General features: G+C 38.7%; 12 protein-coding genes. 8 read left to right on the plus strand and 4 right to left on the minus strand.

All coding sequences use genetic code 11. From position 1 onward, the window contains the following. Positions 1-755 precede the first annotated feature (755 nt). The 4 genes from AC3KZC_RS01040 to AC3KZC_RS01055 all read left to right on the plus strand — a co-directional run bounded on the left by AC3KZC_RS01040 (position 756) and on the right by AC3KZC_RS01055 (position 7,027). Complete coding sequence (locus AC3KZC_RS01040) at positions 756-2,480, plus strand: hypothetical protein (protein WP_490578288.1); 1,725 nt, start codon at positions 756-758, stop codon at positions 2,478-2,480. Positions 2,481-2,804: 324 nt separating this feature from the next. Next, positions 2,805-3,452 carry a methylamine utilization protein gene (locus AC3KZC_RS01045; protein WP_490578287.1) on the plus strand — a complete coding sequence of 216 codons (648 nt, stop codon included), beginning with the start codon at positions 2,805-2,807 and terminating at the stop codon, positions 3,450-3,452. Then, positions 3,445-5,814: an EAL domain-containing protein gene (locus AC3KZC_RS01050; protein ID WP_518525903.1), complete on the plus strand. Its 2,370-nt coding sequence runs from the start codon at positions 3,445-3,447 to the stop codon at positions 5,812-5,814. Before AC3KZC_RS01045 ends, AC3KZC_RS01050 begins: the two co-directional genes overlap by 8 nt. After that, positions 5,807-7,027, plus strand: a complete 1,221-nt coding sequence (locus AC3KZC_RS01055) for a hypothetical protein (RefSeq protein ID WP_490578285.1) — start codon at positions 5,807-5,809, stop codon at positions 7,025-7,027. Before AC3KZC_RS01050 ends, AC3KZC_RS01055 begins: the two co-directional genes overlap by 8 nt. Positions 7,028-7,269: 242 nt before the next feature. Here AC3KZC_RS01055 and speE read toward each other — a convergent pair whose 3' ends face one another. Further along, positions 7,270-8,142, minus strand: coding sequence for a polyamine aminopropyltransferase (gene speE, locus AC3KZC_RS01060; RefSeq protein ID WP_490578284.1), 873 nt, complete (start codon positions 8,140-8,142; stop codon positions 7,270-7,272). A gap of 350 nt (positions 8,143-8,492) precedes the next feature. Between speE and yihG (AC3KZC_RS01065) the strand changes: the two genes are divergently transcribed. Genes yihG (AC3KZC_RS01065) through AC3KZC_RS01075 form a run of 3 tightly spaced genes read left to right on the plus strand, consistent with a single transcriptional unit; the run spans position 8,493 to position 11,510 of the window. Then, the gene (yihG, locus tag AC3KZC_RS01065; protein WP_490578283.1) at positions 8,493-9,386 is read left to right on the plus strand and encodes a 1-acylglycerol-3-phosphate O-acyltransferase, YihG family; all 894 of its coding nucleotides are present in this window, start codon (positions 8,493-8,495) and stop codon (positions 9,384-9,386) included. Next, positions 9,386-10,303 carry a 1-acylglycerol-3-phosphate O-acyltransferase, YihG family gene (gene yihG, locus AC3KZC_RS01070; RefSeq protein ID WP_490578282.1) on the plus strand — a complete coding sequence of 306 codons (918 nt, stop codon included), beginning with the start codon at positions 9,386-9,388 and terminating at the stop codon, positions 10,301-10,303. Before yihG (AC3KZC_RS01065) ends, yihG (AC3KZC_RS01070) begins: the two co-directional genes overlap by 1 nt. A gap of 10 nt (positions 10,304-10,313) precedes the next feature. After that, complete coding sequence (locus tag AC3KZC_RS01075) at positions 10,314-11,510, plus strand: mechanosensitive ion channel family protein (protein WP_490578281.1); 1,197 nt, start codon at positions 10,314-10,316, stop codon at positions 11,508-11,510. Here AC3KZC_RS01075 and AC3KZC_RS01080 read toward each other — a convergent pair. The 3 genes from AC3KZC_RS01080 to chrA are packed head-to-tail and all read right to left on the minus strand — an operon-like array spanning position 11,476 to position 14,751. Beyond that, a complete protein-coding gene (locus AC3KZC_RS01080) occupies positions 11,476-12,420 on the minus strand; it encodes a histidine kinase (protein WP_490578280.1) in 945 nt (314 codons plus the stop codon). The two genes, AC3KZC_RS01075 and AC3KZC_RS01080, sit on opposite strands and share 35 nt — an antisense overlap. After that, complete coding sequence (locus AC3KZC_RS01085; protein WP_490578279.1) at positions 12,417-13,586, minus strand: sensor histidine kinase; 1,170 nt, start codon at positions 13,584-13,586, stop codon at positions 12,417-12,419. The genes AC3KZC_RS01080 and AC3KZC_RS01085 overlap by 4 nt, the downstream gene beginning before the upstream one ends. Before the next feature lie 37 nt (positions 13,587-13,623). Then, positions 13,624-14,751: a chromate efflux transporter gene (gene chrA / locus AC3KZC_RS01090; protein ID WP_490578278.1), complete on the minus strand. Its 1,128-nt coding sequence runs from the start codon at positions 14,749-14,751 to the stop codon at positions 13,624-13,626. Between the two features lie 186 nt (positions 14,752-14,937). On the opposite strand from chrA, the gene AC3KZC_RS01095 reads away from it, so the two are divergent. Then, positions 14,938-15,735 (plus strand): substrate-binding periplasmic protein, encoded by a 798-nt coding sequence (locus AC3KZC_RS01095; RefSeq protein ID WP_490578277.1) that lies wholly within the window; start codon positions 14,938-14,940, stop codon positions 15,733-15,735. Positions 15,736-15,820: the final 85 nt, after the last annotated feature.

Below are 15,820 nucleotides of genomic sequence, written 5' to 3' on the forward strand. Positions count from 1 at the left end.
GCAATAAAAAAAGCCCGTAAGGGCTTTTTGGTTTCATATCTACCGTCACCGATATGAGCAATGTAGCAAGTAAATTGGTAAGGTTGGCCACCGTAATTTATGGCTCAGGGGCGATAGAGACAAAGGCTACGGTGGCCAAATCAGTTAACGTACTGTTAGACGTCTTTCAGGGTCGAGAAAGATGGGTATCCAGTGTCGAAATAAGCAGTGCTTCCGTCTTGTTGAGATTGATTATCATGTAGATTTAATTATTCGTCAACACTTTTTTGATAATAATTATCATTTAGATCTTGTTGTTTTGCGATCTTACCGCTGCTGCGATTTATTCTTCGTTCATCTTATTGATTTTAAGAGGAAAGTTAATTTTAAATTCTAGCGTCTATCAGAAGGTGATCTTTATTTGAGTTGTATTTTTGATGCTTTCTTTACTGGCAGTCTATTTTTTTTCGGTATTTTTATTTTAATTATGAGTAAAACATTAAGTGTTTATGTATTTAAGTTAAGAAATACTGATATACGACCTTTACGTCATAAATCTTTCATATTTTGGCGTTATATTTAGCTCAAACAGAGAGAGAGCATTTGATTTAGCTAACTCAGTTTTGCAGATATCCCTGAATAACCCTTAAGTATTTAAGCCAGCACTGCTGGCTTTTTTTTACAAAAAAGTTAGCTCCAAGAGTTTGAGATTGTGGGACATGGGCTTGAAATTTGTTTATAGTTCATGCACATGTTAAATGGAGTTTAAACTTATAATGAAAAAAGCACTCATTGCGACAGCAATAATTACTGCAGGCGTTACTACCTACCTTTATCAACAACAATCTGAGCCTCAAGGCGCAGTGCAGATACCTGCAATGAACGAATTGGCGTTTGTCCCTGCGGATACTTTGTTATTTTTTGGTCAGCTACACGCTTTCCCAATTAAAAATTATTTATCTTTTTTAAATGTTGGCCAAACAGAATCGCAGCGTGCAGCGCTAGAACACGACCTGCTTGAGACGAAAGAGCCTGCCGGAATATTTTTTGCGAGTTTGATGCAGCAATACTCACAAGCATTGGCAAGTCCACAAGCGTTTACCACTACTTTTGGTTTAAACGATGATGTAAAAGGTTTGTTTTATACCGTTGGCTTACTACCAGTTTTGCGTTATGAAATTGCAAAACCAGATGCCTTGTGGCAAATGTTTGCTAATGCTGAAAAAGAGTCTGGCTTAGTAGGTAAAAAAGAAAATATCCAAGGTTTGGACGTTGTTAAGTACGAACTCGCCAATGATTCAGGGCAGTTATTAGAATTGGTTGTTGCGGTACAAAATGGTTGGGTCACAGTAACATTTAATAGTAGTTTTAATGAAGAGGCTGACTTATTACAGGCGTTAGCGCTTGAAAAACCACGGTCATCATTGGGGCAAACTGATACGCTTCAGACTTTGGCAAATCGTCATCAGCTAGATGGTAAAAGCATTGGCTTTGTTAATCATGAAGTGTTGATTAATGGTTTAACCGGAAAGGATGTCGGTGCTTTTAGCCAAATGCTCAATAAAGTAACTCAAAATCAACTTGATGCTGAGATGGTTGAATTTAGAACTCCGGCTTGCCAAGCTGATTTTGCTGCAATTGCTAGTCATTGGCCGCGAACGGTATTAGGTTCTCAGAAGTTATTGATTGAAGCGGGTGAAGTGGCAATAAAAACTAAAATGGTGATTGAAAGTAACAGTTCAATCTTAAAAGAGTTATCAACAATTCGAGGCTTTTTACCAAGTTTTACTCAATCAGCACAAGAAAAAATATTTAGCACGGCATTTGGTATTGATGTAGCTAAAATATCGCCTGCCATTACCAATATCTGGACTGAATTTACAGAGGCTAAATACACATGCCAGCCTTTGGTTGAGCTGCAGCAGCAAGTAAAACAAAGTAATCCAATCATGCTAACTATGATGACAAGTATGGCTACGGGTGTAAAAGGCGTTAGCGCTTCGCTACTTGATTTAAAATTAAGTCAGCAACAAACCGAGCCGAAACTCGAAGTGCTTGATGCGCTTGTTACCGTTTCTGCTGCAAACCCAGTTGCGTTATTTAATAGTGTTAAAGGATTTTATGCGCCGTTGATGGGGGTTTCGTTACCAGCCGATGGTTCAAGTGTGATTCTGGGGGATTACCTTGATTTACCATTTGATTTGGCTGATTCAATCCAGTTGGCTGCTAAAGGTGATCATTTAGCTCTTTTTGCGGGTAAGAAAGCCGAAAAATTAGCTGAAAGCTTAAGCCAAGAAGCGTTGACGGCAAATGGTTTTACTAATTTTGCGATGGATTACCAAGCTTTTTTTGGTACGCTCTTTTCGTTTCTTGAACAATCGAATGAGGAAGTACCACCTGAGTTAGCTGCCTTAAAAGATTTAAACATGCAGTTGTATACTAGTGCCGATATTACCGGTCAAGGTATTGAAATGGTAACAGAGCTGCACTCTACAAAATAAATATTATGCGTTTTTGATAAAAGGCCTGCATTAAGCGATGCGGGCCTTTTTTATTGAAAAAACTAAATGGTAGGCTTGGTCTAGGTCAAATAATAGTCGTGAACGATTAGCAACACATGGGGAAATGGCTTTTAATGTAGGTATTGACGGTAAATACACTAGTGCATTGTTTTAAATTGAAATTATTCTGAGAAGTGAAAGGTCTTTATTCAGTGGCTCTTTGGTTAAGCGATTGGTTATTCGCTGATATTGAACTATTAATTAATAGGCTTATTTAAAATAATTTCCGCCATTTTTTCGTTTAATGATTAAAAAAGGATCTTTATGCATCGGCTTTTATCTTTAGTGCTATCGTGTTATTTGATGACGTCAGGGAGTCTTGTTCACGCCTTGTCTATACAAGTTAAAGACTCTGAGTTGAAACCAATGCCCGATACCATTGTGTGGTATATCAGTAATGATCAAAGCAAAACCCATCCTAACAGCGAAAATGAAACCATTTATATAATGGATCAACAAAATAAACAATTTGCCCCTTATGTCTTAGCCGTGCCAAGCGGCGGTAAAGTTGCATTTCCTAATTCAGACTCTATCAAGCATCACGTTTATTCATTTTCGGCAGCGAAGCCATTTGAGTTGAAGTTATATCAAGGCGTTAGCCATCAACCCTTAGTGTTTGACAAACCAGGGGTGGTTGAGCTTGGTTGTAACATTCATGATTGGATGTTGGGCTATATTTTAGTGGCAGATAGCTCTGTCATTGGCAAAACGGACGCGCAAGGCCATGTTTCTCTTGAACTTCCTGATGTTGCGGGTACTTTATATCTTTGGCATCCAAGATTTAAACAAAAAAACCAACCTCAGCAGCATATTATTAATCAAGATAAGCAAGTAGAAGTCATTATCAGCCAACCATTACTCCCTGATTTAGGTGGTTTTGGTAATACCGATAAGTTTGATGAATATGATTAATACATTTAGCACACTGCAAAGCAAAATTCTTTTATTATTTATAAGCTTATTGATAGCAGTATTGTTGTTATCAATGAGTACAGTGCTTAGTCAAAACTATCAGCACTCACGTCAGCAGCTTGATCAACGTATGGCTACTTCGGCCAAAGTAGTGCGATTTAAATTAGTGGCCGATGCAAATGTTTTATTGCGCTCGTTAACAACGTTGGCTAAAGATTTTTCAGTTAAGCAATTAATTGCCAGTGGTGAGCAAGATCCAGCTTCGTTAGAGTCGGCATTATTGAATCATAAAAGGCGTTTGAATAGTGATTTTGCTTTGGTTTTAAATGCCGACCAGCAAATTATAGCCGGTACCACTGAGCTTTCTCAGCAGGTGGTATTTGATTTTGATTTAACGCCTTTTAGTGATCACGATATTCGATTATTAGCCTTTAGTGATGGTTATTACCTAATGAAAGTGGCGCCGGTTAAATATGTCGAAAGTACCAACAGTATCAATGCTTGGCTGGTGATGGGGATAAACATAAACCATTTGATTGATCAAAGTTTGGTGGAATTATCGGGTTTTAATGTGAGTTTACTTGTTAACCCTGAGCAGCCAGAGTTTGTTGCATCAACCCTTGCGCTCAATGATTTTCAAGCATTATCGCAAAACAAACATGTTTTTGCGGCCAATATGCAAGAGGTGACAGTAGGGGAACATGTGCTTGTTGCAGGAATATTTCCGCTAGGTTATGTAAATAAAACCCAGCTTTATGTTTTATTATCAACAGATAAGCAAAAAGCTTTTTTATCTTTTAATGCATTAATTGTTGAATTGATGGGCATTATTGTTTTGTCGGTGATTGTGTCTTTTTTGGCGGCTTTTTTTGTATCAAAGGGCGTAACAAAGCCGCTTCGCTCACTGGCAAAAATTGCTGAAAATATTCGTTTAGGTAATTATGTTAACGATATACCCCATTCATCTACGCTTGAGGTTGAGTCGTTGTCGCAAGCATTAAATACCATGCAACACAGCATTCAAGAGCGTGAGGCGCAAATTAACCAATTAGCCTATTTTGATACCTTAACCAAATTGCCTAATCGCAATCAGTTTTACTCGACGTTGGAATTGACATTACAAGAGCACAAACGTTCAGTTTCAAAGTTAATAATTTTACAGCTTGATATTGACCGTTTTAAGGAAGTTAACGACACGTTAGGCCATGAATTTGGCGACAAGTTATTAATGGTTATTGCAAAACGGCTAAAAACCTTTATTTACCCAGGTGTTTTTTTAGCGCATTTTACCGCTGACGAGTTTGGGTTGATTTTGCCCAACATTAACAGTGCAGAGCTTGATAGTGTGTTGCAACAATTTGAAAAGTTATTTGGCTTTGCTTTTGTAGTTGATGATATTACTTTGGATATTGATGCTAGTATTGGTGTGTCGGTTTTCCCCCATGATGCAGATAACGCTGCTCAGTTATTGCAATGCTCTGATATTGCAATGCATGCTTGTAAAGAAAAGCATGTTCATTATCTGTGTTATCACTCAAATTTAAATAAACATTCATTACTGCGCTTGAGCCTGATGTCCGAATTAAGAGCAGCAATTTTAGATAATCAACTTGAGTTATTTTATCAACCAAAGCTTGGCATAGCGCAGCAAAAAATAATTAGCGTCGAGTGCTTAGTGCGCTGGCATCACCCTGAACATGGCTTTATTCAACCTGATGAATTTATTCCCTTAGCTGAACAAAGCGGCCATATTCGAGCTTTAACTGAATGGGCGATAAAAACCGCGCTAGCACAACATAAAAGCTGGTTAAAGCAAGGGATTGATTTGCAAATGGCGGTGAATATTTCAGCAGTAGACCTGATTGATTTGAAGCTTCCAGCCCTTGTTGCACAGTTAATGAGCTTTCATAGTTTATCGCCCCATTCATTAAAGTTAGAAGTAACAGAAAGTGCAGTCATGGCTGAGCCTGAGCAGGCGCTTCAGGCTTTATGCATGTTAAACCAAATGGGTATTAAGCTTTCAATTGATGATTTTGGTACTGGGTTTTCCTCCATGGCGCAACTTAAAAAAATGCCCCTTGATGAGCTCAAAATTGATAAATCTTTTGTACTTGATTTAAACAACGATGAAGATGATGAAGTTATCGTTAAGTCTACCGTTGAGCTTGCACATAATTTAGGGCTCAGTGTGGTTGCTGAGGGAGTAGAGGATTTACTCACGCTCAAGAAATTAACCGGATTTGGCTGTGATGTGGCTCAAGGATATTTTATCGCCAAGCCGATGACGGCTGAAAATTTTATGACGTGGTGGGATCCCGATAATTTGCGGCAATTAATATCTCAAGAGGTCTCACATGATTAAATATATTGTTTTAGTGGTGAGTTGTTTCATACCTTGGTTGAGCTTTGCTGCTGAGCTTAAAGGGTTAGTTCAAGTTCATGCGGTTAAAGGTTCAAAGCCGAACTCTTGGCTCAATAAAGGCGCTGGGATTTACCAGTATGATACAACTAATGATGGCGTAACGTTTGCTCAAGGTATTTTAAACCTTGAGCAAGAACTTGCGGATGAAGTGAGTTTTACAGCTGTTGTTAATTACAACCAACAGCCAGAACAGAGCATTGGTTTCACCCAAGCGTACTTTAAATACAAACCAATAGTGCCCAGTGCTTATAAATGGCAAATTCAAGCAGGTTTATTTTATCCAAAAATGTCGCTTGAAAATCCTGATTTAGGGTGGACATCGCCTTATACCTATACAAATTCGGCAATAAACTCATGGTTAGGCGAGGAAATAAAAACCATAGGATTAGAATTATCAGTCAGTCGGCCTGGGCGTTTGTTTAACACTGCGCATAGTTTTAATGCCGTTGCATCGGTATTTAAAGCTAATGATCCCGCTGGTACTTTATTAGCTTGGCGTGGGTTTGCTTTGCATGACCGCCAAACCAGCTTAAATGAATTAGTGCCTTTTGCTAATTTACCAAGTTTTTCAGGTACTCCACTGCGTTTTCAAGCGAGTAATGTTAGGCCATTTGAAGAGATTGATGGGCGATTTGGCTATTATGTTGGATTACATTGGGATTATTATAAACAGTCGCAATTGCGTTTGTATCTTTATGATAATAACGGAGATCCGAGTGTTTTAAATCAATCTACAGGCCAGTATGCATGGGATACAAAGTTCGTATCATTAGCGTGGCAATATAAGTTTGATCAACAATGGCGTTTTATTTCTCAGGCGCTACATGGCAACACTGCGATGGGACCTAAACGAGGGGTAGATGTTGATTTTAATGCTTATTTTGCGTTGGTTTCGTATCAGTATTTAGCCCATAGGTTGAGCTTACGATATGATAAATTTAATGTGATTGAGCGTGATGCTTGGTTGTGGGACCCTAACGACAGTGATGGTGATGGGCTTACAATTGCGTGGCGTTTTGATGTTACCGAGCAGTGGCAGGTGGGTTTAGAGTTCAGTGTGGCAAAAAGTTTTGTCGCAAATCGTGATTTATGGCAATGGCCACAGCATGAACGCCAGCGTCAGTCTTTGGCTAATTTGCAATATCGCTTTTAATCATTAAAAGTTGTTTGATTGGCGTTAAAAATAATGAAACACCATAAAAATGCAGCTAGAGCTGCATTTTTTATTCAGGCATTTAATATTAAGATTTATTATACCAATCACGATAAGTAAGTGATCAAAAATAGCGTAGGAAAAACGCTTGGGAACAAGGCAGATTTTTTCGATAAGTAGTTATTCTACAATCAAAAAATCTAACGAAGTTATCGAGTGTTTTAACAAGCTAGGGTGATCAGTTATTTATTACGATTGGTATTAAATGCCCGCTTCATAAAGTTAGGTGTTGCAAGTGCGCCTAAGTGAATGCCGCAGTTGTAGTACTCGGTTTCAAAATGGGCGTTATTTGCATCTTGCTGACGAAAACCTGTAAAAACATCATCTTTACGAGCCAGAGTAACAGACCATAAACCTGAAGGGTAAATCGGTTGTGGAAAAGGTAAGGTTTGTAAATCTGCAAATCCCACATCGCGCATTGCATCGCGCATTTCAACTAGTAATGGCATATGCATCAATGGCGATTCACTTTGTTGAACTAAGATGCCACCTGAGCGTAGGGCTTTTAAACAGCTGGTGTAAAACGCGTGGTTAAATAAGCCTTCACCTGGACCTACAGGATCAGTGCCATCAACGATAATAATATCGATTGATTCAGGTGCAGCATCAGCCATAAATTTTATACCGTCGTCAAACATAACGGTGGCGCGAGGGTCATTATTTGACTCACATAATTCTGGAAAATATTTAAGCGCCATTTCAGTTACAACTTCATCAATATCAATTTGATGTACTGTTTCAACCCCTGAGTGCTTTAATACTTCACGCAAAGTACCACAATCACCGCCGCCAATTATCACTACATTCTTTGGGTTGGTATGGCTATAAAGTGCAGGGTGGCTGATCATTTCATGATAAAAAAAGTTTTCACGGGTTGTCACCATGGTGCAACCATCAATAATCATTAAATTACCAAAATCTGTGGTCTCATACATTTCAACCTTTTGAAATGGCGATTGTTTCTCTTCAAGTTTTCTATTGATGCGTAAAGAAAACGCACTGCCATCACGGTCACTTACTTCAGTAAACCAGGCTGTTTGATCTAAGTTAGTCATATGATTTTCACTATGATAAAGGTAAAAATAGTCGCAATTTTGCCAGCGCAAGGCGGTGAGCTCAACCTATTTAATGACATTAACTGTAGTATCTTTTTTAAAAGGTGAACAAAATTGGAGTGAGGGCGCAAGTTAATATGCTAGCCGAATGTTTTTATTGATAAGAAGCAATCAGATTTAATAGTTTAATGCTATACAATATTTAATCTAACCTAATGAATTTTAGCGTTATTTAAGAAGGTGTTCGGTTTTTTTTGCACTATGTTTGAACTCGCATTTTACCTTAATCTGAGTATAATGAGCTGTTTTTAATATTGCTAATATAGCATTACCTTACTAAGGAGTGAGTTGTGACTGGTGTGGTCTCCATTTTTAGAATTATCCTAGCCGGAAGCTTATATGCATTAAATACACTTATTTGGGTTGGTCCAATTTTTGTGTGTGGTGTATTAAAATTACTCCCGTTAAAACCATGGCAAAAAGCGATGAGTTGGGTTGCGAAGACTTGCGCTGGTTTTTGGGTAAGCTGTAATACTGCGATTCAAAATATATTAACTCCTTTTAAACTTGAAGTGACAGGCCTTGAAGCGCTCAAGAAAAAAGACTGGTATTTGGTTATTGCTAATCATCAAAGTTGGGTTGATATTTTGGTGATGCAGCGCTTATTAAATAAACGTATTCCATTTTTAAACTTCTTTTTAAAGCAAGAGCTTATTTATGTGCCATTTTTGGGTTTAGCGTGGTGGGCGCTTGATTTTCCGTTCATGAAGCGCACTAATAAAGCGCAACTCAAAAAGAACCCAGCACTGCGAGGTAAAGATATGGAAACTACCCGTAAAGCCTGTGAGAAATTTAAAGAAATGCCTGTTAGTATCGTCAATTTTGTTGAGGGCACCCGTTTTACACCGCAAAAACACCAAAGACAAAACAGCCCATTTAATTATTTATTAAAACCTAAAGCAGGTGGCGTAGCCTTTGTCATGCAGGCGATGGGTGAGCAACTGGCGCAGGTCGTAAATATTACAATTCATTATCCACAAGGGATCCCGACCTTTGTCGATTTTTTAGCGGGCCGTGTCAAAGCGGTGCAAGTTGCGGTTAATGTTATGCCTGTTTCACAACATTTTATTGGTGACTACACTAATGACAACGAGTTTCGCATTCAATTTCAAAACGAGTTAAACCAATTGTGGCTTGAAAAAGATCAACAACTTGAATTGCTTTCAACAAGGAAGCAAGCTTAATGCTAAGTCGCGTATTACCAAGTTGGCTGTTAGCGCCGTTGGTATTGGCAGTATTAGTGAGTAACCTAATTTTTTGGGGTCTGATTGTTTTTAGTTTAGGTTTATTGAAACTTGTTTTACCGATAAAACCGGTTGGCCTGATTTTACACAAAGCGTATAAAGGATGGTGTTTAGGTAATCGTTTCGCGATTTACTTAGCGTGCCCGAAGCTTGAATTAAAAGTAAACGGTGATTTGAAGCAAGACGGTTGGTATTTACTCATCGCAAATCATCAGTCGAGTTTAGATATCGTATTGCTTACGGCGCTTGGACAATTACCAGCACCAAAATTCTTTTTAAAAGATGAGCTTAAGTTTGTGCCTTTTGTTGGCATGGGCGCATGGGCGATGGATATGCCGTTTATGAAGCGAGTCAGTAAAGCAAAATTAGCGGCAAACCCAAAGTTAAAAGGGATGGATGTTGCGCGTACTAAAAAAAGTTGCGCTCATTTTCGCACCCACCCAACCACAATTATTAACTTTGTTGAAGGGTCGCGTTTTAGTAAAGAAAAACACCAAAGTCAGCAAAGTGAATATCAACATTTATTAAAACCAAAGGCCGGCGGAATCGCATTTGCCATTGAAGTATTAGGGCAACAATTTGATGCTATGTTGAATACTTCGATTGTATATACAGGTAGTTCAGAGTCTATTCTCAAAGATTTTTTTACTGGAGAGCTGACCCACATTGCAATTGATATTGAGGTCATTGCGATTGCACCTGAGTTGATGGGGGATTATCAAACTGATCGCGCATTTCGTTTTAGTTTTCAGCAGCAGTTGAATCAAATCTGGTTAGCAAAAGACCAAAAAATAGGCTTGATGAAGCAGCAACAGCGTACATCATTTAATGCATTTATGGATAAAAGCACAATTTAAAGGGGTGATAATGAGTCAGTTAACCACAACGCTTGTCGAATGGTTTTTACCATTAAAGCAAGCGGTGTTGTTTGCACAAATTAGTGCAACTACAATAGGGATAGTGACGTTATTGCTGCTGTATCTCTTTGCAAAGCAATTATTTTTACCTTCTATTCAAAAGCTTGTGATTTACTTCTCCCCAACTACAGCTGGCAGCTTGAGCGTATTACTTGATAAGTTCAATGGTCGGCTGGCTATTATGTTGTGTTGTATCGTGTTTGTAAGCACGTTAGATTTAATTTATCCGTTTAATGATTTCGTGTTAAGTGGCCTAAGAGCGTTCGCGCAATGTCTCATTTTAATTTTTGGTGGTTTGATTTTTAGTTCTATCGTCAGTATTTCAGGTGGTATATACAACCAGTTCACTTTCGCAAAAGATGTTCCTATTCAGGGGCTTATTCAACTTGTAAAACTTGTAACTTTCATTGTGATCAGTGTCTTACTGGTGAGTTTAGTGCTGGATAAATCGCCAGCCTATATTCTATCGGGTTTTGGTGCGTTAGCGGCTGTACTCCTTTTGGTTTTTAAAGACACTATTTTAGGCTTTGTTGCTAGCATTCAAATTGCAGCGAATCGGTTAGTGACTTATGGAGATTGGATCCAAATGGATCAATATGGAGCCGATGGTGAAGTGGAGGATTTAGGCTTAAACATAGTTAAAGTTCGCAATTGGGATAAAACCATTACGAGCATTCCTACTTATGCGTTAATTGCCCAATCGTTTAAAAATTGGCGAGGTATGCAAGAGTCGGGTGGGCGTCGAATTAAACGCGCGTTAAATATTGATATGCACAGTGTGAGGTTGCTAGAACCTGAAACATTACAAGCCCTTGAGCAGCATCCGGCACTAAAAACTTACTTTGATAAAAACACCGAGGATTTAAGCGGTTTTACTAACATTAGTTTGTTTCGTCGTTATGCCGAATTTTATCTTAAAGTGCATCCTCAGTTAAATCATAGCATGACACTGATGGTGCGAGAGTTGCAACCGACTGCAACCGGATTACCAATCGAGTATTACTGTTTTAGCGAAGACCAGCGCTGGATCCCTTATGAGCATCTTCAGGCTGATATTACGGATCATTATCTGGCTGTATTGCCGCTATTTAAATTGTCACCTTATCAACACATTAGTGGGACTTTGTCTGCTCAATCGCGGCGCTAAGATAAACAGTGTGATCGGCATAATCTAGGGTTGCATTGTGATTAAAGTAGTTTGGGTACTGTTTAGTGAGCTTGCGTTTAATCACTCTGGGGTAGTTGTATACACCACTGACAGTTAAACTCCAATGTGTTTCATTGCGCTCAAATCCAATGGAAATGGGTTGGTCAACTTTGCGATTGAGCAAATAACATAAATGATAAACACACAGCGGGGGGACTTCGATATCCTCGAGTAATTCATCTGCAATATCGGGGATGATAATCTCACCAGCGTTGGCAAGATGTTGCATAAAATGAACAGCATGAAGCTCATCTTTTAGGAGTACCGAACTTTGCTTGCTTGCTTTGAGTTTGTAGCGCAAGAGTTCAGCTAAATCGGTAATTGCATCACAAGCAGCATCTCTATCCTTATCAATTAAATTTTCAATGTTATCTAAACTTTGATAGAGCAACTCGGGCTGAATTTGTTGCGTTAATAACTTAAGGCTTTGCTCTTGATATTCATATTCAAGACGACTGCGTTCGCGAGCACTGAGCGCTAAGCGATAGCCAATAACCCAAATAATATTGAGCAATAGATTAAAGCCAAATAACGAAGAAAATAGTTTATCTCTTTCTTTTAAATCCGCCTCCCAAATTATGGTTAATAAATGGATTGGCAATAAGGCTGCAATAGTCGTTAGTGTGACAGCAACAAAAAAAGAAATGACATGGCGATGGGCTATTTTTTTAATAATATTGCGGGCAACAAAATGCCAGCATGCCATCGAAATACAGACGAACATGACCCAATCATGGGTATAAATGAATATTTTACTCGGCTCGACCACGGCTAAAGCGATGAGTGGAAATGTACAAACAAGTAAAAAAATAACGGCTTGTGCAAGCCAGTAATCGGTCATTTTAGTCATGTTTTTTTTGCCGTAAAAGGGATCACTAAGGTGACTTGGTAACTCGAACCATTCACAATGTGTGATGAAAGCTGGCTGTGTTTACCATATATCAGTTCTAAGCGTTGTGATAAATTGGCAAGCCCTGTTTTAGTGCCGTCGGCTTGATGATTTGGTTTAATTGGGTTGGTGACTTCTAAGGTGAATTTACCTCGGTAAACTCGGGCGCGAATGGTGATTTTGCCACCGTAAATGAGCGGTGTTATCCCATGTTTTATCGCATTTTCAACAAAAGTAAACAAGCTCATACAAGGTATAATTGCAGCGAGGGCCTTTTGATCGACTAGCCAAACAAGCTCCAAGCGCTCTTCAAAGCGTACCTTTTCTAACTCTAAATAAAGCTGGCAGAGCTCAATTTCTTGCTCAAGAGTTTGTAAGTGTTGTTTATTTTCAAAGTGATGCCTAAATAACGCTCTAAACTGTTGTAGAAGAGTTTTGGCTTCGTGGGCATCTTCATAGAGCATGCCGCGAATACTGTTGAGCGAATTGAATAAAAAATGAGGGTTAAGTTGATAGGTTAAAATGTCGAGCTGTTGCTTTTTTAACTGATTTTTGAGCTCTCGCTTGTGAGTAAGTGCTTGATATTGAAGTAATATCAATGCGAGCAAGCAATAAAACAAACCATGAACAAACGTTTCTGCAAAAAAGATCCCTAAACCTGTAGAGTCTTTATAGCCACTTCTAGCACCATTTAAATGAATGCCAAACGAGACTGAATTATCATCCTGGCCTTCAATCGTTGTATTCTCTTTGGGCTGATTTTGTTGTTTTGAGCTGTCTGCTGTTTGCTTTTCACTTTCTAATTTGAGCAAAAATGAGCCTGGAGAGCTCGCTGTGTGGGTATAAGTGGCGCTACCTAAACCCGCTAAAAAACCAAATGCTAATGACAATAAATAAATGCGCTTGCGGCTATTATTTTTTCGATACAATAGATAATTAATCGGAAAATAAATAAGCAAACAGGGTAAAAAAACAATTTGCACGAATTGATGAACGAAATGAATGCATTTATCACTTTCAATTTCAGTGAGTGAGTTAGGGATCCCGATTGTAGTAAGTGCAAGTAGCAGTATCAGTGATACTTGCACGCAGATTAAAACCCGATGCTGGCGGATTAATTTAAACACATAGATTCCTAAATATTTACTGCTTTATTGTTGTTATTTAGTGCAATAAAAGACCTAGTGTAACAAAGGCCAGTACCAAAAACAGTATTTTCATTTTTAAAAATCGTAAACAAATAAAACCAATTAAAACAATCGCTAGGTCAGTTGGTTGGTGCACTGAGCTGGTGAATATCGGCTGATAAAGAGCCGCCAATAAAAAGCCGACTACAGATGCGTTAATGAGGATGAGCGCTTTGCTAAATCGGGGATGAGTCGCTAAAGCCGTCCAACTGTCTTTTAGCGTCAGTAATAATAAAAAACCAGGTAAAAAAATGGCCGCAGTTGCTATTGTGGCAAAAAGCAATGGATTATGCGGGTGAGCTGCTGCACCTAAATAAGTTGCGAAAGTAAACATAGGCCCAGGTACTGATTGCGCGGCAGCATACCCTAATAAAAACTGATCTGAATTGAAGTGAGGTAACATATTTTGTAATAAGCTCAGCACAACATGACCACCGCCAAATACGAGTGAGCCAGCGTAAAAAAAAGCGCTAAATGTTTGCGCTATTTCACCCTGCGCGAAAAGTGCAATAATCACAGCGCTAATAAACAGCAGTGCAGGAATGCGTTTAGGTCTGGTGATTTTCACTATTGAGTGTGTTTGAGATTTGCTCATCAGTAAGCCAATAATTATGGCGCTGATAATAACCAGTAATTGGGTGTAAACATGCGGAATCAGTAATACGAGTGCTGCGCTACTTAAGCAAGTAATGGCTGTTAGTTTGCTGGTGCAAAAACTTTTTGCCATCGAGATGACAGCATCTAATACAACGACTACGGCGAAAAGTTTTAATCCAAAAGTAGCGGCATTTACGTATTGATTATCTGTATCGGGAAGTATGGCGAGTAAATAAAGTAAGATAAATGAAGGTAACGTAAAACCAATAAAAGCAGCGATAGCGCCACCAATACCAGCACGTTGATGGCCAATCGCAAATCCAACTTGGCTTGAGCTTGGGCCTGGCAAGAATTGGCTAAATGCAATTAACTGAGCATACTCTTCGGGTGTTAACCATTTTTTTTGTTCAACAAACACTCGTTGAAAGTAACCCAAATGTGCAGCTGGGCCACCAAAACTGGTGCAGCCTAGTTTTAAAAAAGTCATCAATATATTGAGATAGGTCATAATATGGCCTGCGTGAATTAAATGCAGTTGTATGATAATTGATTTTTTTTAATTTGTTATTAAAAAGTGACTAATATGAGATTTTTTGACCTTCAAGACAAAGTCACTTTATTATATTAGAATGAAATAGATGGGTAATGTTGCAAGAAATGGAATTTTTGCTCGACTAAACTTCAGGTGGTATGAGTGAAAAAAACAATCAAACATGTACAGCTCATTGTAAGTGCAATGCTTGGTTTATATGCGCTATCTGCAAGTGCCCAAGAGAACCCCGCTTCTCGAGTTACATTAGGAATCTTCCACTCCCCACCGTATTCTTATGTCGACAATACCACTCGTCCAAATGGATTATTGATTGAAGTGCTCGATATGATGGCGGCAGAACTAGACTTTTCTTTACAAATTATCCCATGCCCTTTTACTCGTTGTTTGAAAATGGTTAAAGAAGGTAAGGTCGATGTTTTGGGAGAACTTATTGATACGCCTGAACGTGCAGAAGATTTTGATTTTCTTCGCCCTGCTTACATGGTTTTACATTCATCATTTGTTTTTTATGCCCTCAATAATAGCAACATTAGTGTCCAAAATTACGAAGAGTTAGTTGATAAGCGCATTGCTGTGATGCGTGGCGCTGCGTATTTTTCAAAGTTTGATAACGACCCAATGTTAAATAAAGTTGAAGTGGATACTGAGCGAATTGTGGTGGAAATGTTATTAAAAGGGCGTGTGGATTTGGCTATTTCAGTTGAAGTTACCGCTGATCAACGCATGGGAATTTTAAATCAACCATCGGCTCGATTAAAAAAATTAGAATATCGTTATACCGATGAAATTATGGGGCATGTCGTCATTTCAAAGCAATTTGCGCAAACTTCCTTAGCCGACAAATTTAAGGCGACCTACAAGCGATTGGCTGAAGAAGGTAAATTTGACGAGATTTTAAAGCGTTATCATCTACCGGCCATTCGTTCAAAGACTAATTAAGTTATACTTTGTGTCGTATTGCTTCATTTACCATTCAGTTTTTGTTGGTACACTCAATGACATTAACGGTGCCGATGGCACGGTA

The organism is Pseudoalteromonas sp. J2K-J031, assembly GCF_058197095.2.